Source organism: Streptomyces sp. NPDC039465 (assembly GCF_055639315.1).
On sequence record NZ_JBVKAP010000003.1, the window covers coordinates 174889 to 198156 of the forward strand.

At 71.8% G+C, this 23268-nt stretch carries 20 protein-coding genes; 14 read left to right on the forward strand and 6 right to left on the reverse strand.

Annotated features, from left to right (window positions below):
* Positions 1-9 precede the first annotated feature (9 nt).
* Complete coding sequence (locus tag ACZ7LT_RS11300; protein WP_471235763.1) at positions 10-1659, forward strand: PP2C family protein-serine/threonine phosphatase; 1650 nt, start codon at positions 10-12, stop codon at positions 1657-1659.
* A 6-nt stretch (positions 1660-1665) separates the two neighbouring features.
* Here ACZ7LT_RS11300 and ACZ7LT_RS11305 read toward each other — a convergent pair whose 3' ends face one another.
* The 3 genes from ACZ7LT_RS11305 to ACZ7LT_RS11315 form a co-directional block, all read right to left on the reverse strand.
* The gene (locus tag ACZ7LT_RS11305) at positions 1666-2175 is read right to left on the reverse strand and encodes a MarR family winged helix-turn-helix transcriptional regulator (RefSeq protein ID WP_471235764.1); all 510 of its coding nucleotides are present in this window, start codon (positions 2173-2175) and stop codon (positions 1666-1668) included.
* A gap of 88 nt (positions 2176-2263) precedes the next feature.
* Positions 2264-3775, reverse strand: coding sequence for a DHA2 family efflux MFS transporter permease subunit (locus ACZ7LT_RS11310; RefSeq protein WP_471235765.1), 1512 nt, complete (start codon positions 3773-3775; stop codon positions 2264-2266).
* A gap of 149 nt (positions 3776-3924) precedes the next feature.
* A complete protein-coding gene (locus ACZ7LT_RS11315; RefSeq protein ID WP_471235766.1) occupies positions 3925-4164 on the reverse strand; it encodes a helix-turn-helix transcriptional regulator in 240 nt (79 codons plus the stop codon).
* Positions 4165-4468: 304 nt separating this feature from the next.
* Between ACZ7LT_RS11315 and mutA the strand changes: the two genes are divergently transcribed.
* The 4 genes from mutA (at position 4469) to ACZ7LT_RS11335 (ending at position 10160) form a co-directional block, all read left to right on the forward strand.
* Entirely contained in the window at positions 4469-6310 is a 1842-nt protein-coding gene (gene mutA, locus ACZ7LT_RS11320) for a methylmalonyl-CoA mutase small subunit (protein WP_471235767.1), read from the forward strand.
* On the forward strand, positions 6310-8514 hold the full coding sequence (scpA, locus tag ACZ7LT_RS11325; RefSeq protein WP_471236327.1) for a methylmalonyl-CoA mutase: 2205 nt from the start codon (positions 6310-6312) through the stop codon (positions 8512-8514). The genes mutA and scpA overlap by 1 nt, the downstream gene beginning before the upstream one ends.
* A gap of 6 nt (positions 8515-8520) precedes the next feature.
* Positions 8521-9501, forward strand: a complete 981-nt coding sequence (meaB, locus tag ACZ7LT_RS11330; RefSeq protein ID WP_471235768.1) for a methylmalonyl Co-A mutase-associated GTPase MeaB — start codon at positions 8521-8523, stop codon at positions 9499-9501.
* Positions 9502-9581: 80 nt separating this feature from the next.
* Positions 9582-10160 (forward strand): Type-2Aa cytolytic delta-endotoxin, encoded by a 579-nt coding sequence (locus tag ACZ7LT_RS11335; protein ID WP_471235769.1) that lies wholly within the window; start codon positions 9582-9584, stop codon positions 10158-10160.
* On the opposite strand, the gene ACZ7LT_RS11340 is transcribed toward ACZ7LT_RS11335, so the two are convergent.
* Complete coding sequence (locus ACZ7LT_RS11340) at positions 10117-10572, reverse strand: hypothetical protein (RefSeq protein ID WP_471235770.1); 456 nt, start codon at positions 10570-10572, stop codon at positions 10117-10119. The two genes, ACZ7LT_RS11335 and ACZ7LT_RS11340, sit on opposite strands and share 44 nt — an antisense overlap.
* Positions 10573-10818: 246 nt before the next feature.
* Positions 10819-11739 (reverse strand): MurR/RpiR family transcriptional regulator, encoded by a 921-nt coding sequence (locus ACZ7LT_RS11345; RefSeq protein ID WP_471235771.1) that lies wholly within the window; start codon positions 11737-11739, stop codon positions 10819-10821.
* 108 nt (positions 11740-11847) lie between these two features.
* Between ACZ7LT_RS11345 and polX the strand changes: the two genes are divergently transcribed.
* The 6 genes from polX to ACZ7LT_RS11375 all read left to right on the forward strand — a co-directional run bounded on the left by polX (position 11848) and on the right by ACZ7LT_RS11375 (position 18604).
* Entirely contained in the window at positions 11848-13566 is a 1719-nt protein-coding gene (gene polX / locus ACZ7LT_RS11350) for a DNA polymerase/3'-5' exonuclease PolX (RefSeq protein WP_471235772.1), read from the forward strand.
* 182 nt (positions 13567-13748) lie between these two features.
* A complete protein-coding gene (locus ACZ7LT_RS11355; protein ID WP_471235773.1) occupies positions 13749-15020 on the forward strand; it encodes a beta-ketoacyl-[acyl-carrier-protein] synthase family protein in 1272 nt (423 codons plus the stop codon).
* Complete coding sequence (locus ACZ7LT_RS11360; RefSeq protein ID WP_471235774.1) at positions 15017-16234, forward strand: ketosynthase chain-length factor; 1218 nt, start codon at positions 15017-15019, stop codon at positions 16232-16234. The genes ACZ7LT_RS11355 and ACZ7LT_RS11360 overlap by 4 nt, the downstream gene beginning before the upstream one ends.
* A complete protein-coding gene (locus ACZ7LT_RS11365; protein WP_471235775.1) occupies positions 16227-16502 on the forward strand; it encodes an acyl carrier protein in 276 nt (91 codons plus the stop codon). The genes ACZ7LT_RS11360 and ACZ7LT_RS11365 overlap by 8 nt, the downstream gene beginning before the upstream one ends.
* A gap of 13 nt (positions 16503-16515) precedes the next feature.
* Positions 16516-17547 carry a ketoacyl-ACP synthase III family protein gene (locus ACZ7LT_RS11370; RefSeq protein WP_471235776.1) on the forward strand — a complete coding sequence of 344 codons (1032 nt, stop codon included), beginning with the start codon at positions 16516-16518 and terminating at the stop codon, positions 17545-17547.
* Between the two features lie 34 nt (positions 17548-17581).
* Positions 17582-18604, forward strand: a complete 1023-nt coding sequence (locus tag ACZ7LT_RS11375) for an acyltransferase domain-containing protein (protein ID WP_471235777.1) — start codon at positions 17582-17584, stop codon at positions 18602-18604.
* On the opposite strand, the gene ACZ7LT_RS11380 is transcribed toward ACZ7LT_RS11375, so the two are convergent.
* Complete coding sequence (locus ACZ7LT_RS11380; protein WP_471235778.1) at positions 18582-19466, reverse strand: class I SAM-dependent methyltransferase; 885 nt, start codon at positions 19464-19466, stop codon at positions 18582-18584. The two genes, ACZ7LT_RS11375 and ACZ7LT_RS11380, sit on opposite strands and share 23 nt — an antisense overlap.
* A 161-nt stretch (positions 19467-19627) precedes the next feature.
* On the opposite strand from ACZ7LT_RS11380, the gene ACZ7LT_RS11385 reads away from it, so the two are divergent.
* Genes ACZ7LT_RS11385 through ACZ7LT_RS11395 form a run of 3 tightly spaced genes read left to right on the forward strand, consistent with a single transcriptional unit; the run spans position 19628 to position 23231 of the window.
* The gene (locus ACZ7LT_RS11385; RefSeq protein ID WP_471235779.1) at positions 19628-21220 is read left to right on the forward strand and encodes an FAD-binding oxidoreductase; all 1593 of its coding nucleotides are present in this window, start codon (positions 19628-19630) and stop codon (positions 21218-21220) included.
* A gap of 16 nt (positions 21221-21236) precedes the next feature.
* A complete protein-coding gene (locus ACZ7LT_RS11390) occupies positions 21237-22001 on the forward strand; it encodes an NAD-dependent epimerase/dehydratase family protein (RefSeq protein WP_471235780.1) in 765 nt (254 codons plus the stop codon).
* 12 nt (positions 22002-22013) lie between these two features.
* On the forward strand, positions 22014-23231 hold the full coding sequence (locus ACZ7LT_RS11395; protein ID WP_471235781.1) for an acyl-CoA dehydrogenase family protein: 1218 nt from the start codon (positions 22014-22016) through the stop codon (positions 23229-23231).
* The last annotated feature ends 37 nt before the right edge of the window (positions 23232-23268 follow it).

Sequence of the window (23268 nt, forward strand, 5' to 3'; positions counted from 1 at the left end):
GAGGCGGACGTGCCTGAGTCGAGTACCGGCAGCCTCGGTGGAGCCGCCGCGGCCTCCGGCGCGACCCGTGACGCCGTCCTCGCGTCGAGCCGCTACGTACCCCGTCGACAGCGCACGGCCCAAGACGAGCGGGCCCCCGCCCTGCCGGTGTCCGCGGTGCAGGAGCTGCTGGACGGCCTGGCCGGCTCGGTGATCTTCCTCGTGCCGTCGCCCGGGGCGAACGGCGACATCCAGGACTTCCGGATCACGGCGGCCTCCCCCGACGCGCTGGACGTAGCCGGCCGCAGGGGCAAGGAACTGGTGGGGCTCAGCCTCCTGGAGACGTATCCCACCGTGCGGGGCACCGTGCTGTGGGACGGGTACCTCGGAGCGCTGGCGACCGGCACCCGCTACGAAGGCGAGCCGTTCGAGTACGAGGAGGCCCTCGGCGGCATTCCCCGGCTGTCCCGGTTCGCCGTCCGGGCGGCGCCGTGCCAAGGAGGGCTGATCGTCTCCTGGGTCCGACTGGACAACGGGGAGCGGGAGCAGCGCCGCCTGGCGGTGATGCAGCGCCTGGGGAACATGGGCTGGGCGGACTGGGACCTGGTCCGCGCCACCACCACCTGGTCCGAGCAGGTCTACAGCATTTTCGGCAGGGCCCCCTCGCTCGGCCCGACGCCATTGGAGGAGCTGCCCCGGCATGCCGTCACCGAGGACTTTCCGGCCCTGAGCAGGGCCGTGCGGCGCCTCCTCGGGCGCGGCAAGCCGATCGATCACACCTTCCGCATCCTCACGCCTGGCGAGGAGGTCCGGTACGTCCGGATCGTCGCGGAGGCCGAGACGGACGTACGCGGGGACCCGGTCGAGGTGTACGGCTTCTTCCAGAACCTCACCGCCGCGAAACGGGCCGAGGAGCAGCTGCTCCAGCACGAGCGGGCCGCCCTGGCCCAGCAGGGCATGCTGGCGGCCGAGCGCAGCCTCGCCGCCCGGCTCCAGGACGCTTTGCTGCCGCTGCCCCAGCAGTCCCTGCGACTGGCCGGCCTCACCGTCGACGTCGCGTATCAGCCCCTCCAGGAGGGGCTCAACGTCGGAGGCGACTGGTACAGCGCCATCGAACTGCCTGACGGCAGCGCACTGCTCGTCGTCGGCGACGTGGCGGGCCACGGCCTCGACGCCGTCGCCACCATGGCCCAACTGCGCTTCACCGCCAAGGGCATGGCCGTCACGGGCACCCCTCTCGCCGCGATCCTCAGCCGGCTCAACACGCTTCTGTGGCACAGCTCCGACCGGGGCTTCAGCACGGCCACCATGATCATGGCGCGGTACGAGCCGGACGCGGGACTGCTCACCTGGGTGCGGGCCGGCCACCTGCCGCCCCTGCTCCTTCGCCAGGGCGAGGCCCGCTACCTGGCGTCGCCGCACGGTGTCCTCCTGGGCGCCACGACCGCTCCGCGCTACGACTCGTCCACCATCCGCCTGCTGCCCGGCGACCACCTGCTGTTCTACACGGACGGTCTGGTCGAGGCTCCGAGCGAGGAGCTCGACGACGGCCTTGCCCGACTGGCCCGTACGGCCGCGGCGTGCAGCGGCAGCGTGCGGCCCCTGGACGGCATCCTGGACGCGCTCGTACGCCCGGACACGCGCCGGGACGACATCTGCATCCTGCACATCAGCGTCTGATCGTCGTCACGCCCGCTCTCGGCCCCGGGTCTCGCGGTACTCGTCGCCGAGCAGTGAGGTGAGTGTGGAGCGCATGTCCGTGAGGAATTCCTCGAACTGCTCGATGAGTTCCGGCGGATACTGCGCCATCATCGCCGTGAGCCGGTCCGAGAAGGGCTGGAAGAATTCGGAGGCCGGCTTTGCGATCGCCGGGCTGCTGCGCAGGGTCACGACTCGCCGGTCGGGGTGTTCGCCGCGCGTACGGACGATGTGTCCGGCCTTTTCGAGCCGGTCCACCAGAGCGGTCGTCGCGCCCGACGTCAGCGACACGCGCTCGCTGAGGCGGGCCAGCGAGAGCGGCGCGTTCTGGTCCTCCGCGTAGAGGATTTCCACCAGCGCGGCGGCGTCCGTGGAATGCAGTCCGAGATGGTTGGCGAAACGTCGGGTGAATTCCGTGTAGTTGGCACCCCAGGAACGCAGCTCGTTCACGATTCGGACGCTCTGCGCCGACACCCGCGCCAGCTCTTCGTCAGCCATCGACCTGACCCCCGCGTATCTCGCTCATATGTCCTCGGGGATATTACGCGGCGAGGCAACGTCATGGAGGCAACGTCATGAGGGAGCATCACCGCCGGACCCTGATGGCCGCCGTGGCCACGAGGGCCAGCACCAGCAGGCCGGCGCAGACGTAGCTGGAGAGCTCCAGACCGAGGGACATCGCCTCCCGGGCGGCGTCCGCCGCCGACGCGCTCTTCGGATCGGCCGCCAGGGACGGGATCACGGATCCGGCGCTCTCCGTCACTACTCCGCTCAGCTCCTCGGCGTCCTTGCCCGGGAGTCCCGCCTCGGTGAGGCGGTCCTTCAGGTTGGAGGTGAGCGAGCTGAAGAACAACGTGGTGAGGACGGCGATACCCAGCGCGGAACCCAGCTCGCGGGCCGCGCTCTGGATGCCGGACCCCTGTCCGGCGCTCTCGACCGGCACGTCCACCAGGACGACATTGGTGACCTGCGCGGTTGCGAAGCCGACACCGATGCCGTAGATGAACAGCGCGATCGCGATCAGCCACCAGGCGCTGTCGGTGGCGGCGATGAGCCCGAGGAGCACCAGGCCGACGGCCTCCAGGAGCAGACCGATCCGTACCTGAGCCAGCGCGGAGGCGGCCATGTTGAAGCTGGCGCCGGTCGCGCAGAAGCTGCCCACGGCGAGCGCGACGAGCGCGAGACCTGCCTGGAAGGCGCTGTAGTCCAGGGCGAACTGGAGCCACAGCGGCAGCACCGCGATGATGCCGAACTCGCCGAGGCCGACGATCACGGTCACCACGTTGCCGTTGCGGAAGGACGGGATCGAGAAGAGCCGCACATCCACCAGCGGTTCGGCGTTCTTACGGCCGAGCGCCGCCTGCCGGCGCCAGAAGGCGATGAGCACCAGAGCGGAGATGACGAACGAGACGAGGACCGGAGAGGGGCCGCCGCTCCACGTGAACCCGCTGATCTTCAGCGGCTCGATGGTGACGATCCAGCCGTAGCTGCGCCCCTCGATCAGCCCGAACGCCAGGAAGCCGAGACCGATCGCGGACATGATGCCGCCGACGATGTCGATCCGTCCCTGGGTGCGCGGCGACGCGTCGAGATAGATCAGGACGCCCGCCATGATCACGATCACCAGCGGGATGTTGATGCCGAAGGCCCAGCGCCACGAGAAGTCGGCGAGCCAGCCGCCGAGCAGCGGACCGACGGCCGCCGCGGCACCGATCGTCGAACCCCAGATGGCGAAGGCCTGCCCGCGGGCCTTGCCGGTGAAGGTCGCGTTCACCAGGGCCAGCGAGGTCGGCAGGATCATGGCGCCGCCGACGCCCTGCACGAACCGCGCCAGGATCAGCAGACCGCCGCTCGGCGCGATCGCGGCCACCAGGCTCGTCACACCGAAGACGACCAGACCGATCAGGAAGATCTTGCGGGCGCCGTGCAGGTCGGCGAGGCGTCCGGTGAACAGGAGCAGCGCCGCGAAGACGATCGCGTAGGACTCCTGGATCCACTGGGCCTCGACGGAGTCGATCGCGAGGTCCTCGATGATCGGCGCGAGGATCACATTGACGATCGTGAGGTCCACGACGATCAGGGCCACGCCCAGGGACAAGGCGATGAGGCCTAACCACCGTGTCCGGGAAGGGGTTTCTGTCTGTGCCGGCGCGTTCAAGGCTCCTCCATCATTAAGTATCTCTATGGTGAAGGTAATTTCGGGGCGCGGCAGTGTCAAGGTGTGCCGGCTTCACTCCGAGCGGTACGTCACCCTGAGCGCTCACCGCTTCCGAGCCGGGGGAACGGCTCGGTCGAGAAGGCCACCTCGACCGGCACGTCGAAGTACTGCGCGATCCGCAGGGCGAGATACAGGCTCGGGCTGTACTCGCCCCGCTCCAGGTAACCCACCGTCTGATAGTGGATGCCCAGGGCCTCGGAGAGCTGCCGGCGCGAGATGCCCCGTTCCGCGCGGAGCATGGCGATTCTGTTGTGGACGGTGTCACTCATCGCGCCCGCCCTGTGATCCGTATCGCATGCGCGGGCCGCGGGCCCCGGGGGGTGCCACGCGGACTCCTGCGGTGCGCCCGCGCGCGCCCGCGAGTTCGTCCATAACGATCAAAGCAGTTGTCTTTCTCGTAGCAGGTCTACTATCAAAACCGTAGCACGCCTACTACATGACCTGGGAGTGGGAAGGGCCCCTCCCCACCCGTGAGCGGAGGTCAGGGGGGTCGTACGGGTGGGGTCTGGCGAGGGCAACGTCACAGCTGTAGCCCCTGCTGCTCATCCGTGCCGCTGGCCTAGCATCCCCCGCATGACGGTTCTCCCCGATGACGGGCTTTCGCTCGCCGCCGAGTTCCCGGACGCCACCCATGACCAGTGGCAGCGCCTTGTCGAAGGTGTGCTGCGCAAGTCGGGCAAGGACGTCTCGGGCGAAGCGGCCGAGGAAGCGCTCACGACGGCGCTGGACGACGGACTCGTCGCCCGCCCCCTCTACACCCCGCGCGACGCCGTCGCGGACACCGGATACCCGGGCTTCGCCCCGTACGTACGCGGCGGCCGCCCCGTGGGCGGCTGGGACGTACGGCAGCGGCACGGCCGGTCCGAGCCCGCCCGCACCAACGAAGCGGTGCTCGGCGACCTGGAGAACGGGGTCACCTCGCTGTGGCTGACCGTCGGTGAGCTCGGCGTGCCGGTCGACGGCCTCGCCCAGTCCCTCGACGGCGTCTACCTCGACCTGGCGCCGGTCGTCCTCGACGCCGGAGCCGAAACGACCGCCGCCGCCGAGGAGTTGCTGCGGCTGTACGAGGCCCAGGGCGTCGCCTCCGGCGCGGCCCGCGGCAACCTCGGGGCCGACCCGCTCGCCCTCGCCGCCCGCACCGGACATCCGGTCGACTGGCAGGACACCGCGGCGCTCGCCCGGCGCTGCCACGACCAGTACCCGGGGCTGCGGGCCCTGACCGTGGACGCGCTGCCGTACCACGAGGCCGGCGCCTCCGCCGCGCAGGAGCTCGGCGCCTCGCTCGCGACCGCCGTCGCCTCGCTGCGCCACCTCACCGACGCCGGACTGCCGGTCGAAGCGGCCCTGCGGCAGCTGGAGTTCCGCTACGCGGCCACGGCCGACCAGTTCCTCACCATCGCCAAGTTCCGGGCGGCGCGCCGCCTGTGGGCCCGGATCGCCGAGGCGTCCGGCGTGCCCGGGGCGGGGGCGCAGCGCCAGCACGCCGTCACCTCGCCGGTCATGATGACCCGCCGCGACCCGTACGTGAACATGCTCCGCACCACCATCGCCTGCCTCGGCGCCGGGGTCGGCGGCGCGGACGCCGTCACCGTGCTGCCCTTCGACCACGAGCTCGGCCTGCCGGACGCCTTCGCCCGCCGCATCGCCCGCAACACCTCCTCCATCCTCCTTGAGGAGTCGCACCTCGGCCGGGTCGCCGACCCCGGCGGCGGTTCCTGGTACGTCGAGCGCCTCACCACCGAACTCGCCCACGCCGCCTGGGAGTTCTTCCAGGAGCTGGAGCGCGCCGGCGGCCAGGAGCAGGCCCTGCGCTCCGGACTCCTCGGCGAGCGGATCGCCGCCACCTGGGACGCGCGCAAGAAGAAGCTGGCCAAGCGGCGCGAACCCATCACCGGCGTCAGCGAGTTCCCGCACCTGGCGGAGAAGCCCGTCGAGCGCGAGCCCGCGCCGCTCCCGCCGGCCGGCGGACTCCCGCGGGTGCGCCGCGACGAGGCGTACGAGGAGCTGCGCAGCCGCTCCGACGCCCACCTCGCCGCCACCGGCGCCCGCCCCAAGGTCTTCCTCGCCGCGCTCGGCCCGGCCTCGGCGCACACCGCCCGGGCCACCTTCGCCGCCAACCTCTTCCAGGCCGGCGGCGTCGAGCCCGTCCATGACCCCGTCTCCGTGGACGCGGCCACCGCCGCCGAGGCCTTCGCCGCCAGCGGCGCCACCATCGCCTGCCTCTGCTCCAGCGACGCGCTCTACGAGGAGCAGGCCGCCGAGGTCGCCCAGGCGCTGAAGTCGGCGGGCGCGAAGTGGGTGTTCCTCGCGGGCCGGCCCGCCGAGCACACCGGCGTCGACGCATACATCTTCGCGGGCTGCGACGCCGTCGGCGTCCTGTCCTCCGTCCTGGACCGCATGGGAGTGGCGGCGTGATGCACATTCCGGACTTCTCCGAAGTCCCCCTGGACTCCGGCACGCCGGCCGACACCACCGAGGAGCAGTGGCGCACGGCCGTCAAGGAGTCGACCGGCAGCAGCGCCGACGACCTGGTCTGGGACACCCCGGAAGGCATCGCCGTCAAGCCGCTGTACACCGGCCGTGACGTGGAGGGCCTGGACTTCCTCGGTACGTACCCGGGCGTCGCGCCGTACCTCCGCGGCCCGTACCCGACGATGTACGTCAACCAGCCGTGGACGATCCGGCAGTACGCCGGCTTCTCCACCGCCGAGGAGTCCAACGCCTTCTACCGACGCAACCTCGCCGCCGGACAGAAGGGCCTGTCGGTCGCCTTCGACCTGCCGACCCACCGCGGCTACGACAGCGACCACCCGCGCGTCACCGGTGACGTCGGCATGGCGGGCGTCGCCATCGACTCCATCTACGACATGCGCCAGCTCTTCGACGGCATCCCGCTGGACAAGATGACCGTGTCGATGACGATGAACGGCGCCGTGCTGCCCGTCCTCGCCCTCTACATCGTGGCCGCCGAGGAGCAGGGCGTACCGCCCGAGAAGCTGGCCGGGACCATCCAGAACGACATCCTCAAGGAGTTCATGGTCCGCAACACCTACATCTATCCGCCCCGGCCCTCGATGCGGATCATCTCCGACATCTTCGCGTATACCTCGCAGAAGATGCCGCGCTACAACTCCATCTCCATCTCCGGCTACCACATCCAGGAGGCCGGGGCCACCGCCGACCTGGAGCTGGCGTACACCCTGGCCGACGGTGTGGAGTACCTGCGCGCGGGCCGGGACGCGGGCCTCGACGTGGACGCGTTCGCGCCGCGGCTCTCCTTCTTCTGGGCCATCGGCATGAACTTCTTCATGGAGATCGCCAAGATGCGCGCGGCCCGGCTGCTGTGGGCCCGGCTGGTCAAGCAGTTCGACCCGAAGAACGCCAAGTCGCTCTCCCTGCGCACCCATTCGCAGACCTCCGGCTGGTCCCTGACCGCCCAGGACGTCTTCAACAACGTCACCCGCACCTGCGTCGAGGCGATGGCCGCCACCCAGGGCCACACCCAGTCGCTGCACACCAACGCCCTCGACGAGGCGCTCGCCCTGCCGACGGACTTCTCCGCCCGGATCGCCCGCAACACCCAGCTGGTGCTCCAGCAGGAGTCGGGCACCTGCCGGGTCATCGACCCCTGGGGCGGCAGCGCCTACGTCGAGAAGCTCACCTACGACCTGGCGCGGCGCGCCTGGCAGCACATCCAGGAGGTCGAGGCGGCCGGCGGCATGGCCCAGGCCATCGACGCCGGCATCCCCAAGATGCGCGTCGAGGAGGCGGCCGCCCGCACCCAGGCCCGTATCGACTCCGGCCGCCAGCCCGTCATCGGCGTCAACAAGTACCGCGTCGAGAGCGACGAGCAGATCGACGTCCTCAAGGTCGACAACTCCTCCGTGCGCGCCCAGCAGATCGCCAAGCTGCGCCGGCTGCGCGAGGAGCGCGACGAGAACGCCACCCAGGACGCGCTGCGCGCGCTCACCGAGGCCGCCGGCCGGGGCTCCGGCCCGGGCCTGGAGTCCAACCTGCTGGCCCTCGCGGTGAACGCCGCCCGCGCCAAGGCCACCGTCGGCGAGATCTCCGACGCCCTGGAGAAGGTGTACGGCCGCCACGCGAGCCAGATCCGTACGATCTCCGGTGTGTACCGCACCGAGGCAGGAGCATCCCCCTCCGTGGAACGTACCCGCTCCCTCGTCGAGCGCTTCGAGGAGGCGGAGGGCCGCCGCCCGCGCATCCTCGTCGCCAAGATGGGCCAGGACGGCCACGACCGCGGCCAGAAGGTCATCGCCACCGCCTTCGCCGACCTGGGCTTCGACGTCGACGTCGGCCCGCTCTTCCAGACCCCGGCCGAGGTGGCCCGGCAGGCCGTCGAGGCGGACGTGCACGTCGTGGGCGTCTCGTCGCTGGCGGCGGGCCATCTCACCCTCGTCCCCGCGCTGCGCGAGCAGCTCGCGGAGGAGGGCCGCGACGACATCATGATCGTCGTGGGCGGGGTCATCCCGCCGCAGGACGTGCCCACGCTCCTGGAGATGGGGGCCGCGGCGGTCTTCCCGCCCGGCACGGTGATCCCGGACGCGGCCCACGACCTGGTGACGCGGCTCGCCGCGACACTGGGCCACGACGAGCTGTAGCCGCGCATGCGCATCGATCTGGACACCTGTGTGAAGGGGGTGCTCGACGGGAAACGGGCGTGGATCGCCCGCGCGATCACCCTCGTCGAGTCCACCCGCCCCGACCATCGCGTCCTCGCCCAGCGGCTGCTGACCGAGCTGCTGCCGCACACCGGCAACGCCCGGCGGATCGGCATCAGCGGGGTGCCCGGGGTCGGCAAGTCGACCTTCATCGACGCCTTCGGGACGATGCTCACCGGCCTCGGCCACCGGGTCGCCGTGCTCGCCGTCGACCCGTCCTCCACCCGTACCGGCGGCTCCATCCTGGGCGACAAGACCAGGATGGAGCGGCTCGCCGTCGACCCGGCCGCGTTCGTGCGGCCGTCGCCGAGCGCGGGCACCCTGGGTGGGGTGGCCAAGGCCACCCGCGAATCCATGGTGGTGATGGAGGCGGCGGGCTACGACGTCGTCCTCGTCGAGACCGTCGGCGTCGGCCAGTCGGAGACCACCGTCGCCGGCATGGTCGACTCGTTCCTGCTGCTCACCCTCGCCCGCACCGGCGACCAGCTCCAGGGCATCAAGAAGGGCGTCCTGGAACTGGCCGACGTCATCGCCGTCAACAAGGCCGACGGCCCGCACGAGCGCGACGCCCGCGGCGCCGCCCGCGAACTGGCGGGCGCACTGCGCCTCATGCACCCCGCGGACGCGGCCTGGACCCCGCCGGTGCTCAGCTGCAGCGCCCGCGAGTCCACCGGCCTCGACACCGTCTGGGACCGCCTGGAGCAGCACCGTACGCTCCTGGACGCGGGCGGCCGGCTCGCCGCCAAACGCCGCGACCAGCAGGTCGACTGGGCCTGGGCCATGGTCCACGACGAGCTGCTCGGCCGGCTGCGGGCCCACCCGGAGGTACGGGACCTCGCCCCGGAGCTGGAACGCCAGGTCCGCGAGGGTGAGTTGACCCCGACGCTGGCCGCCGAACGGATCCTGGCGGCGTTCGGGGCGCACTGATCTGAGACACGATCGCCCCGGGCCCAGGCGGCTGGGCATACTGACCCCTCCCGATCACCGCGACACCCGCAGGAGGAGTCATGGCTGCCAGCTTCAGGACGGTCATCGAGGTGGGCCCGGCCCATCTCGACCAGGCCCGGGGCCTCGACCGGACGTTCCAGGAGGCGATCGCCCCGGCGACCGTCAACTTCGACTTCGGCCACATCCGGGAGGCGGCCGCCGCCATCCCGGACAGCACGATCGTGAAGATGGTCCGGGGCTGGGGTCTTCAGGAGACCGCCCCGGTCCAGGTCATGGTGGAGTCCCTGAAGGAGGCCGTCCGCCAGGCGCTGCCCGAGACGTTCGCCGCCGCCTCGTTCTGGGGCACCATCGAGCAGGAGCTCGTGCGCGCTTTCACCGGCCTCGCCGCACAGGAGGGCGAGCGCGGGCTCTCGTACTACGCCGAGGGCGAGGACCGCACCAGCTACTACCGCGACCTGCTCTTCGCCCTCCAGGACGAGGAGACCGGGGAGCACATGTACGCCATCGCCTTCTGTGTCGACGTCACCGTCGGCCTGGACAAGGCCCGGGCCGGTGTCCTCAAGACCGACGACATCGCCCCGTACGCGATCCGGCTCAACGCGATCGTGGTGCGCCAGGAGCTGCGGCTCGCGGCGTGAGCGCCGCCTGACGGGCACCGCCCCGTACCGGCCCGCCGTCCCGGGCCGAACCGGCCGCGAGCAGCGCCTCCGTCACGAGGCGGACGCCGCGCGCCAGCCGTCCCAGCTGTTCCAGCTCGACGGCGTACATCTGGATTGCGTTCTCGATCGTGGGCTCGGGCACCCCGAGCGTGGGCAGCTCCGCCCGAGAGGTCTGCAGAGCCACCCGCACCGCGCGTATCTCGTGCTGTATCTGAAGCTGCGCATGGCGCGCCAGCAGCACCGGGTGGCGGGTGAGCGGGGAGTAACCGGCGTAGCGGGCCGGCAGAAGATCACGCAGCCAGCGGGCTGCCGTGCGTTCCCAGTCGCGGTTGCCGGGAGTCCTGACCTGGCACGGCCAGTCGGCGCTGACGGGGGAGTAGGTCGGGGACATCGTTGTCGCTTCCAGAAAGATGACCTGAAGATGAATGACCTGATGGGAGGGGGTGCGGCGGTCCCGGCCCAGGGGTTGACCAAGACCGCCGCGGATGGAACACCAGGGGCCGACATGAGGAGGAGGGGTCGGCAGGGGCCCGGGCGCACACCAGCAGTAAATATATATACCGTCGAGTAAGCAAGGGTATGAAAAATTTCATGCGACGCGGGGCATGAAAAAGACCGGGTGCCAGGGGCCCCGGTGTCAGTCCTCCAGGAAGAAATTGTGCTGCTCGGCGGCCTGCTCGTACCCCTCCAGACGCAGCTGCGTCCGCTCCGGATCGGCGTCCGCCATCGCCTGCAGCAGCGAGGCGGACAGCAACTGCGGCGCCGCGTACGAGTCGAAGACCAGCCGCGACCCCGTACCCGCCGTGAACGCCACGTCGGCCTCCTCCACCAGCTGCCCGAGCGCCAGGTCGGTGATGAGCGCGACCTTCAGCCCGACGCCCCGCGCGGCTCGGATCGCAGCCAGCGTCTCGCGGGCGTGCCGGGGCATCGCGAAGGCCAGCACCCAGGTCCCGCCCGCCTCCCGGGACTGCAGCAGCGCGTCGTAGGAGACGCTGCCGCCGCGGGTCACCACCCGTACGTCGGGGTGGATCCGGCGGGCCGCGTACGCGAAGTACTCGGCCAGGGAGACCGAGATCCGCAGGCCCAGGATGGTCAGCGGCACGGACCGGGCGAGCTCCCGGCCCACGTCGAGGACCTGGTCGGTGTCGGCGAGCACCCGGCGCAGCGACTCCAGATTGTCGATCTCGGCGTCCACCGCGGCCTGGAGTTCGTTGCGCCGGTCCTCCCGTACGTCGGGGGAGCCGGCCACCGCGCTCAGCGCGATCGGCTGGAGCGCCTCCCGCAGCGCCGGGAAGCCGCTGAAACCCAGCGAGGTGGCGAACCGCGTCACCGACGGCTGACTGACCCCCACCCGCTCGGCGAGATCCGTGATCGACAGGAACGCGGCCTCGGTGAGGTGGTCGATCATGTACTGGGCGATCCGCCGCTGGGCCGGGGACAGCCGGTGCCCGCCGAACAGCGCCCGGACCCGGTCCGCGGGGGCCGCCGTCGGTTCGGCGGAGCCTCTGCCCGGCGTGATCGCGGCGGCCTGTGCGCGCGCCTGCTGCCCTGATGGCACGGGGTGCCTCCTTCGTGTCCCGTCGAGCCCAAGATAGTTCACGCAGCGTGGCCCCATGGGGCGGCCCGCGTGGTGGCGACGGAGGGGCGCGGCGCGCACCCTGGAACCATGCCCCGGACCAACGCGGAGGTCCAGGCGCTCCTGCAGGAGTACGCCGACCTCGTCAGGATCAGCGGCGGCGACGCCTTCAAGGCACGCGCGTACGAGAAGGCCGCCCGGGCGGTCGGCGGGCACCCGGCCGACGTCGCCGGCCTGGACGTCAAGGAGCTGCGGGAGATCCCCGGCGTCGGCCGCTCCATCGCCGAGAAGATCGTGGAGTTCCTCAGCTCCGGCCAGGTCTCGGCCGTCGAGGAGCGGCGCGAACACATCCCCGCCGGCGTCCGCGAGCTGATCGCCATCCCCCAGCTCGGCCCGCGCAAGGCGATGCTCCTCCACCAGGAGCTCGGCATCTCCTCCGTCGACGCGCTCGTCGACGCCATCCACGGCGAACGCCTGCGCGACCTCAAGGGATTCGGGGAGAAGACCGAGCAGAACATCCTCCACGGCATCGAGCTGCTGCGCGCGTCGGGCGGGCGGATCCTCGTCGACGCGGCGATGGAGGTCGCCGAACGGATCGTCGGCGAGCTCTCCGCCCTCCCGGGCTGCGAACGCTGCGCCTACGCCGGATCGCTGCGCCGGATGCGCGACACCATCGGCGACGTCGACATCCTGGTGGCGGCCGAGGCCTCCGCCCCCTTCATGGCCGCGCTCGTCGCGCTCCCGGAGGCCGCCGAGACCCTCGCGCACGGCGAGAAGAAGACCTCCATCCGCACCGCCAAGGGCCTCCAGGTGGACCTGCGGGTCCTGCCGCCCGGCTCCTGGGGCGCCGGACTGCAGTACTTCACCGGCTCCAAGGCGCACAACATCCGCACCCGCGAGATCGCCGTCCGCAGAAAGCTGAAGCTCTCCGAGTACGGCCTCTTCCACGCCAAGAGCGGCCGCAAGATCACCTCAGAGACCGAGGAGGCGATCTACGAACGGATCGGACTGCCCTGGATCCCGCCCACTTTGCGCGAGGACCGGGGCGAGATCACGGCCGCCGAGCGCGGCGAACTGCCCGACCTGGTCACGGAGGAGGCGCTGCGCGGCGATCTGCACACCCACACCGACCTCACCGACGGACTGTCCTCGCTGGAGGCGATGGTGGAGGCGGCCGCGGCGCGCGGCTACGCCTACTTCGCCGTCACGGACCACGCCCCCGACCTCGCCATGCAGCGCATGACCGAGGAGAAGATGCTCGCCCAGCGCGCCCGCGTCCGCGAACTCGACCGCGCGCACCGGGGGATGCGGCTGCTGCACGGCACCGAGCTGAACATCGGACCCGACGGCGAGGTCGACTGGCCGGCCGAATTCCTCGCCGGCTTCGACATCTGCGTGGCCTCCGTCCACTCCCACTTCAACCAGAGCCGTGACCGCCTCACCCGCCGACTGGTCCGCGCCGCCGAGAACCCGTACGTCTCGGTCATCGGCCACCCCACCACCCGCCGGATCGGCAAGCGCCCCGGCCTGGACGCCGACTTCGACGCCGTCTTCGAGGCCTGCGCCCGCACCGGCACCGCCCTGGAGATCAACTCGCACCCCGAGCGCCTCGATCTGCGGGACGACGACATCCTGCGTGCCAAGACGTACGGGGTGAAATTCGCGGTGAACTCCGACGCCCACTCCACCACTCATCTGCCGTATCTGCGCTACGGCGTCGGTATGGCCCAGCGCGGCTGGCTGACCGGTGAGGACGTCATCAACACCTGGCCGCTGGGCCGACTGCGCCGCTTCCTGCGCCCGGGATGACCCGCGCCCGTCCCCGCCGCCGCGACCAGCCGCGATCGACCGGATGTGCAGCCGGCTGTGCTCGGCGTCAGGCCGGTCGACGCCGCCCCGCTCACCGTCCAGTCGTCCTCGACGCCCCTGCGACCAGAGCGGCTCATCGTCGAAGCCGGTAAGCACTTTCGCTGGTGAGACAGGGGGTCGTCATGGGGGAGCGTCGCGTCGCCGTCACCGGGATCGGTGTGGTCGCGCCGGGAGGCACCGGGACGAAGGCGTTCTGGGAGCGCATCACCTCGGGCCGGCCGGCGACCCGGGGGATCACCGCCTTCGACCCGGCCCCGTTCCGTTCCCGGATCGCCGCCGAGTGCGATTTCGATCCGCTCGCCGGCGGACTGACCGAGGCGGACACGGAGCGCTTGGACCGGGCCGCCCAGATGCTGATGATCGCCGCCCGGGAGGCGCTCGCCGACAGCGAGCCGCGGATCGGCCCCGAGGAGGCGCACAGGACCGGGGTCAGCATCGGCAACGCCGTCGGCCTCACCCAGATGCTGGAGCGCGAGTACCTCGCCGTCAGCGACGGCGGCCGGGAGTGGGTCGTCGACCCGGCCGCGGCCTCCGCGCATCTCTACGACTACTTCGTGCCCAGCTCGCTGTCGGCGGAGGTGGCCTGGTTCGCCGGGGCCGAAGGCCCCAACTCCGTCGTCTCCGCGGGCTGCACCTCTGGCATCGACGCCATCGGCCACGCCTGCGCACTCATCGGTGAGGGCAGCGCCGACATCATGATCACCGGGGGCGCCGATGCCCCCATCGCCCCGATCACCGTCGCCTGCTTCGACGCGATCAAGGCCACCTCGCCCCGCAACGACGACGCCGCCTCCGCCTCCCGCCCCTTCGACCGGACCCGTAACGGCTTCGTGCTCGGTGAAGGCGCCGCGGTCCTCGTCCTGGAGGAGCTGGGACGTGCCCGGGCGCGCGGCGCCCACGTCTACGCCGAGATCGCCGGATACGCCTCGCACGGCAACGCCCACCACATGACCGGGCTGCGTTCCGACGGGCGGGAGATGGCCACAGCCATCACCTCGGCGCTGGACCGGGCCCGGCTCGATCCGACCGCCGTCGACTACATCAACGCCCATGGCACCGCCACCCAGCAGAACGACCGGCACGAGACCGCCGCCTTCAAGCGCAGCCTGGGCGCCCACGCGCACGCCGTGCCCGTCTCCTCCATCAAGTCCGTGATCGGCCACTCGCTCGGCGCGGTCGGCGCGATCGAGATCGCCGCCTGCGCGCTGGCGCTGGAGCACGGAGTCGTACCGCCGACCGCGAATCTGCACCGGCCCGACCCCGAACTCGATCTGGACTACGTGCCGCTGACCGCCCGGGAGCGGCGGCTGGACACCGTCCTCACGGTCGGCAGCGGCTTCGGCGGATTCCAGAGCGCCATGGTGCTCAACCACAGGGACAGGAGGGCCGCGTGACCACGGCCGTAGTGACCGGAACCGGCGTCGTTGCCCCCAACGGCCTCGGGACGGAGGAGTTCTGGTCGGCGACCCTGCAAGGCCGGCCCGCCATCACGCCCATCGACGGGTACGACACCACCGCCTTCCCCAGCCGGCTGGCCGGCCAGGTGCGCGACTTCGACGCCGCCGGCCGGCTGCCGAGCAGACTCCTGCCGCAGACCGACCGTATGACCCGGTTCGCGCTCGCCGCGGCGGACTGGGCGCTGGCGGACGCGGCCCTGGACACCAGCGACCTGGACCGGACCGACCTGGGCGTCATCACGGCGGCCGCGGCCGGCGGCTTCGACTTCGGCCAGCGGGAACTGCAGAACCTCTGGGGCAGCGGCCCCGACCACGTCAGCGCCTACATGTCCTTCGCCTGGTTCTACGCGGTCAACACCGGCCAGATCTCCATCAAGCACGATCTGCGCGGCCCGACCGGGGTCGTCGTCGCGGAACAGGCCGGCGGCATCGACGCCATCGCCCAGGCCCGACGGGCCCTGCGCGGCGGCGCCACGGCCGTGCTCACCGGCGGCATGGAATCCTCCCTGAGCCCCTACGGCATGGCCGCCCGGATCGCCAGTGGCCGGCTGTCCACCAGCGACGACCCCGAGCGCGCCTATCTGCCCTTCGATCCGGCCGCGAGCGGCCACGTGCCCGGTGAGGGCGGCGCGATCCTCGTCCTGGAGGACGAGGCACGCGCGCGGGCGCGCGGCGCGACCGTACTCGGTGAGATCGCCGGCTACGGCGCCACCTTCGACCCGCCGCCGCACTCCGGACGCCCCGCCAACCTCGGCCGCGCCGCCGAACTCGCCCTCGCCGACGCCGGGCTCACCACCGGCGACATCGACGTCGTCTTCGCCGACGCCGACGGCTCCGCCGAGGGCGACCGCGTCGAGGCCGAGACGCTGGTCCGGCTCTTCGGCCCGTACGGAGTCCCGGTCACCGCACCCAAGATCCTGATCGGCCGCCTCTACTCCGGCGGTGCGCCGCTCGACGTCGTTCTCGCGCTGCTCGCCCTGAGCGAGGGCGTCATCCCCCCGACTCCCGGGGTCACCCCGGGACATCCGCTCGACCTGGTGAGCGAGCCGAGGCCGTTCCACGGCACCACGGCGCTCGTCCTGGCCCGCGGCCACAACGGATTCAACAGCGCCCTCGTACTGCGCGGGCGAGGAAAGGACACCAGTGAGTGAGCTCACGCTGCCTGTACTGATCGACATCATGCGCGAATGCGCCGGTGAGGACGAAGCCGTCGCCGCCGAGGGCGGGGACGTCGGCGACGTCGAACTGGAGTACCTCGGCTATGACTCGCTGGCCCTGATGGAGGCCGCGAGCCGGGTCAAACGAGAGTTCGGCGCCGAACTCTCCGACGACGCCCTCGCAGAGATCCGCACCCTCAACCAGTTCGTGACCGCCGTCAACGAGACCCTGGCCTCGGCCGGGACCCGGCCCTCCCACTGACGGGGCCACCGCCATGGACCGGCTCTTCATCGCCGCCACCGGCAGCTGGCTGCCCCCACGGGTGAGCACCGAGGACGCCGTCGCCGACGGCCGGTGCTCCGCGTCCCTCGCGCGGAGCACCGGCAGTCTCTCGGTCGCCGTGGCCGGGGAGGAGTCCGCGCCGCAGATGGCCGCCCGCGCCGCCCGCACCGCGCTGGCGCGGGCCGGGAGCGACGGCCCGGACATCGACCTCGTCCTGCATGCGAGCTTCTTCCATCAGGGCCACGACCTGTGGGCCCCCGCGTCCTACGTGCAGCGGGCCGCCGTCGGCAACAACTGCCCCGCGATGGAGGTCCGCCAGGTCTCCAACGGCGGCATGGCCGCGCTGGAACTCGCCTCGGCCTACCTCTCCGTCGACCCGGGGCGTTCGGCCGCGCTGATCACCACGGGGGACAAGTTCTGCCCGCCCGGGTTCGACCGCTGGCACAGCGACCCCGGCACGGTGTACGGCGACGGCGCCACCGCTCTCGTCCTCTCACGCCGCACAGGTTTCGCGCGGATCCGCAGCCTCGTCACGGTCTCCGTACCGGAGCTGGAAGGAATGCATCGGGGCGACGACCCGTTCCAGGACGCGCCGTTCACCCACCGCCCCCAGGTCGACCTGGAGGCGTGCAAGCGGGCTTTCCTCGCCACCACGGGCGTCTCCTACGCGGTGTCCAAGGTCGCCGCCGCCCAGGAGGCCGTCCTCAAACAAGCCCTCGCCGAGGCGGAGCTCGACCTCGCCGACATCGACTGGATCGCCCTGCCCCATCTGGGGCGGCGCCGGCTCCAGGCGGCGTACTTCGGCCCGCTCGCCATCGATCCGGAGCGCACGACCTGGCCCTGGAGCCGGCGGGTCGGCCACCTCGGGGCGGGTGACCCGTTCGCCGGACTCGATCACCTCACCGCCTCCGGGGCGCTCGGCCCCGGCGACACGTGCCTGCTGGTCAGCGTGGGCGCCGGGTTCACCTGGTCCTGCGCCGTGATCGAAATGCTCGAACGCCCGGCGTGGGCGGAGCGGCCATGAACGGACGACCGAACGCATACGGAGGATGGGGACCATGGGGGAACGTCGGGCGATGGTGCTACTCCTGCCAGGGCAGGGGGCGCAGCACCTACGGATGGCCGCCGGGCTGTACGGCGCCGAGCGGGTGTTCACCGCAGCGATGGACGAGGTCTTCGACACCGTCGAGGCGTACGCCCAAGGCGAGGGGGAGCGGCTCCGGGCCGACTGGCTGACCGACCGACCCGCCGTCGACCTCGACCATGTCACCCGCTCCCAGCCGCTGCTGTTCGCCGTCGACCACGCCCTCGGCCGGCTCGTCCTGAGCTGGGGGAGTCGCCCCGACGTCCTGCTCGGCCACAGCATCGGCGAGCTCGCCGCGGCCGTACTCGCCGGGATCTTCACCCTGCGGGACGCGACGCGGCTCGTCCTCGACCGGATCCGGCTGCTCGCCGACGGCCCGCCCGGCGGGATGCTCGCCGTCGCCGCGTCCGTGCGCGAGGTCGAACCGTTCCTCGGCGGCGGCGGCGGCGGCGGCGACGTCGTCGTCGGCGCGGTCAACGCGCCCCGGCAGACGGTCCTCGCCGGACCCGATCCCGCTCTCGAACGCGTCCACAAGGCCCTGACGGAGCACGAGTTCACCTGTCGCCGGCTGCCCTCACTCAGCCCTTTCCACAGCCCGGTGCTCGCCCCGGCCGTCGCCGGATCGGAGCGGGCGATCGCGGCGCTGCCGGTCACACCGGCGGCGCTGACGCTGCACTCCTGCTACACCGCGCGGCCGCTGACCCACCGGGAGGCCGGCGACCCCGGCTACTGGGCGGCGCAGCCGGTCGCCCCGGTGCTGTTCTGGCCCGCCCTCGACGCCGTCCTGACCGGGCGGGACGCCGTACTGGTGGAAGCGGGACCGGGGCAGACGTTGGCCCAGCTCGCCCGGCGCCACCCGGCCGTACGGGCCGGCACCAGCGCCGTCGTGACGCTGCTGCCGGCCCGCCCCGGCCCTCCGGAGCGGGACCGCGCCTCGGTCGCGGCCGCCCGGGAGAGCCTCGCCGAGCACGGGTTCATCGGCGCACGGTCGCGGTGACATAGCGCACCGGAGTGTCGATCACCAGCGGCCCGTCACCGTCCCGCATCGCGTCGAGGGCGGTGATGAGCCGCTCCCGCAGCCGGGCGCTTTCCTCCGCGGGCAGATGCGTCCACAGCAGCCGCATCCCCTGCGTGTGCGACCAGTCCACCCACGCCTCGCCCGAGGTGGCGACCAGCTCGACCGGCTCGTCGACCACCTCGACCTCGGTGAATCCGGCCTTCTCCATCGTCCGCCGCAGATCCGTGACCTGTCCCAGCCAGCTGTTGAAACGGCGCTGGAGCGCCTCCGGCTGCCACTCGGCGGGCAGGTTCGCCAGCAGCGACCGGGGAATCAGCTCGGTGAACACCGGCGGCAGGAACGGAAACGTGTCGTCCGTGAAGACGGGGCTGGTGAAGGCGATCCGACCGCCGTCGGCCAGCAGCTCCGCATAGCGGGCCAGCGCCGCCGGAGCGTCCGGCAGGAAGATCACGCTGTAGCTGCCGAGGACCAGGTCGAAGGAGCGCGGCGGCAGTTCGGGCCGCTCGCCGTCCATCACCCGGAGCTCCACATGGCCCGCGCCCTGCTTCAGCGCCTCCCGCCGCGCCTCCTCGATCATCGCCGGTGCGATGTCGATGCCCAGGACGGAACCGGTCGGCCCGGTCAGCGCGGCCGCCGGGAAGAGTGCCGCGCCCCTCCCGCAGCCCACGTCGAGCACCCGCTCGCCGGGCCGGGGGGCGGCCCGCTCGACCAGCCGCCGGCCCATCGGGCTGAAGAACTCGACGCCCATCCGGTCGTAGTGGGCCGCCGCCCGGTCGAATGCCCGGGTGACCTCCGTCTTGTACGCCGTGTCGTCGACCTTGCCATCACTCTTCGCTGCCATACGGCGAAGCGTGCGGCCGTCCTCTCGCGCCCCTCTCGCAGGCGAGTGGAAGCGAGCTCCACCGCCCCTACAGCGGAAGCCGAGGCAACCGACAGCCGCCGTGCCTAGCGTGGGCGCGCGCCACTCGCCGGTCACCGCACGGGGGAAGGAACGATGTTCACATGGCAGAGTTGACACGACGTCACATATTGTGGGGGACGGCGGCCACGGGCGGCGCCGCCGCCCTGACCGGACTCACCGGCACCACCGCGACGGCCGCCGGGCGGACCGGAGCGAGCTGTCACCCGATACCGGGCCCGGTCACCGTCGGCCCCGACGACACCCGGTACGCGAGCCTCAACAAGAGTTACAACGGACGGTTCACGCCACGCCCCGACGCCGTCCGGGCCGTCTACTCGGGCGAGCAGGTCGTCCAGGCGGTGGAAGAGGCGGTACGGACCGGCAAGCGGATCGCCGTCCGCAGCGGCGGACACTGCTACGAGGACTTCGTCACCGGACCCGACGTCCGGATCGTCCTTGACGTCTCCCCGCTGAACCACGTCACCTTCGACCCCGAGCACCAGGCGTTCTCCGTCGAGGCGGGCGCCACCCTCGGCAAGGTCTACAAGGACCTGTACTACGGCTGGGGCGTCACCATCCCCGGCGGCAGCTGCCCCAGCGTCGGCATCGGCGGCCATGCCGCGGGCGGTGGCTACGGCACCCTCTCGCGCGAGCACGGCATGGTCGTCGACCATCTCCACGGCGTCGAGGTGGTCGTCGTCGACAAGAACGGCAAGGCCCGCCGGGTGGTCGCCACCCGCCGCGCCGACGACCCGAACCGGGACCTGTGGTGGGCCCACGCCGGTGGCGGCGGTGGCAACTTCGGCGTCGTCCTGCGCTATCTGCTGCGCTCCCCGCAGGCCCGCGGCAAGGACCCGGCCGGCCTGCTGCCCAAGCCGCCCGCCACCGTGCCGGGCCTGGCAGCGACCTGGCAGTGGGCCCAGATCGACGAGCGGGCCTTCACCACTCTCGTACGCAACCACGGCAGCTGGCACGAACGCCATCCGCAGGCCAAGGTCGCCAGCTCGCTCGCGCTGACCCACAAGGCCACCGGATCGTTCCAGCTCCTGGTGGGTGTCAGCGGCGAACAGCCGGACGCCGACCGGCTGATGGACGAGTACCTCGCGCAGGTCACCGCCGGCGTCGGGGTCGCCCCCGAGACCACCCGCAGCAACCAGCCCTGGCTCACCGCCACCCTCGGCGCCGCGACCTACGCGGGCGGCACCCCCTTCAAGTCCAAGGCCGCCTTCCTGCGCAGGCGGTGGACCGACCGGCAGATCGGGGTCGTCCATAAATACCTCACCGACGGCGACACCCGCTGGGGCGCCTCCGTCTACGTCACCTCCTTCGGCGGCCGGATCAACACCGCGGCCCCCTCCGCCACCGCCTTCCCGCACCGCGACGCGCTGTTCAGCGTGGCCTACGACCTCTACTGGGCCGACCCCGCCGACCGCGAGGAGATCAACTGGATCCGCCGCTTCTACCAGGAGGTGTACGCGGAGACCGGCGGCGTCCCCGTCCCGAACGACGCCAACAGCGGCTGCTACATCAACTACCCGGACACCGATCTCGCCGACCCGAAGTGGAACACCTCCGGCGTCCCCTGGCACACCCTCTACTACCGCGACAACTACCCCCAGCTCCAGCGGATCAAGGCCCGCTGGGACCCCCGGAACGTCTTCCACCACGCGCTGTCCGTCCGTCCGCAGGCCTGAGGAGGGAACACCGACCGTGGAGCTCATCGGCAGCGGGTTCCTCGCCCGCCATCTGCGGCCCCTGAGCGGCGCGCACCCCGGGGTGACCGTCCTGGCCGCCGGCGTTCCACGCCACCCGCTGCCGGACTCCGCCCATGAGCGGGAACGCCTGCTCGTCAAGGACACCGTCGAGCGCTGCCTCGCCGACGGCCACCAGCTCGTCTTCTTCTCCACGGTCTCCATGTACGGAGCACCCGGCTGCCGGGGCCTGGAGGACGAGCCGGTGGCCCCGGCGCTCCCGTACGGACAGCACAAACTCGACCTGGAGACCCTGGTCCGCGACTCCGGCGTACGCCATCTGATCCTGCGGCTCGGCTATGTCCTCGGACCGGGGGAACCGGAGTACCGGCTGCTGCCCGTCCTGGTCCGGCGGCTGCGCGCCGGACAGGTCGCCGTCCAGGAGGGCGCCCGCCGCGACCTGCTCCATGTCGAGGACTTCGTCGGCCTCTTCGACCAGATCCTGCGCACCGGGGTCGACAACGAGACCGTCAACGTGGCCTCCGGGAACTGCGCGGCCGTCACCGACATCCTCGACCACCTGGAACTGCGTCTCGGTACCCGCGCCGAACGGCTGGCCGCCGGACACACGGTGTCCCACTGCCCCTCCGTGGCCAAACTCCACCGCCTCGTGCCCGAGGCCGCCCTGCGCGGATTCGGTCCCGGCTACTTCCGCAGCGCCATCGACCGGTATCTCGCCGCGCAACCGAACCCGGCCGGCCTCCAGGCCGGGCCGACATCCTGAGGAGAAGGACCCATGATCAGCGAAGCCGGCGTCACGCTTCCGCAGCTGGCGGACCTCAGCGCCCCGGTCTCCCCGGAGGGAGCGCGGCTCCTGGACATCCTCGGCGGACATCTGCCGCGTATCGCGGAGGCCGCCGCCGCCCACGACCGCGAAGGCACCTTCCCCAGCGAGGTGTTCCGGGCCCTGTCCGCCGACGGCGTGCTGTCCGCCACCGTCCCGCGCACCTTCGGCGGCCTCGGCGTCAGCAGCGTCCACGACGTGGCCCTGGCCGTCATGCGGGTCGCCGAGGCCGACGCCGCCACCGCGCTCTGCCTCCATATGCAGCTGTGCCGCGGCATCACCATGTCGTACGAGCTCCGCCATGCCGACCCCGCTGGGCAGGCTCTCGCGGAACGTGTCCTGTGGCTGATGGGCAAGGACGACGCGGTCATCGGCGGGGCCCTCAAGGACGCGGGCCCGGCGACCGAACTGCGCCCGGACGGGGCCGGCCGCTGGCTGCTCTCCGGACGGAAGATCCTCGTCTCCATGGCCCCGGTCGCCACCCATTTCGTCGTGGCCACCCGCACCCGGCCGGCGACCGGCCCGGCCCGGCTGGCCTCCGCTTTCCTTGCGGCGGACACCCCCGGCCTGACGGTCCCGGACAACTGGGACGGCATGGGCATGCGAGCCTCGGCCAGCTCCGAAGTGGTCTTCGACGACTGCCCGGTCCCGGAGGCGGACCTCTTCCTGCGCGGGCCGGTCGGCGAGGTCAACCACGCCGCGATGGCCGGGCAGACGGTGAGCTCCATCGGACTGCTCGGGGTGTACGCCGGCATCGCGCAGTCCGCCCGGGACCTCGCGGTCGCCGGGATCAGGCGCCGCGGCGGCGACCCGGCCGCGGCCGTACGCACCCTCGTCGCCGAGATGGACGTCAAGCTGTACACCCTTCGCACCGCGCTCGGCGCCGCCCTGCTGCACACCGACCACCATGCCGGCCGGACCGGTGACGACCCGGCCGAACGCGGACTGCGGATGATCGCCCCCTTCCAGTACGCCAAGCTCGTGGTCAACCGGACCGCCGCGGCCGTCGTCGAGGACTGCATGACGCTCACCGGCGGCGCCTCCTTCACCGCCGGGCACCCGCTGTCCCGCCGCTACCGGGACGTCCGGGCCGGGTGGTTCATGCAGCCCTTCACATACGCGGATGCCATCGACCATCTGAGCGCCCACGCGCTGGACCTGGAGTCCTGAGCAGGACGGCCGCACGGACAAGGGCCCCGGGAGGCGA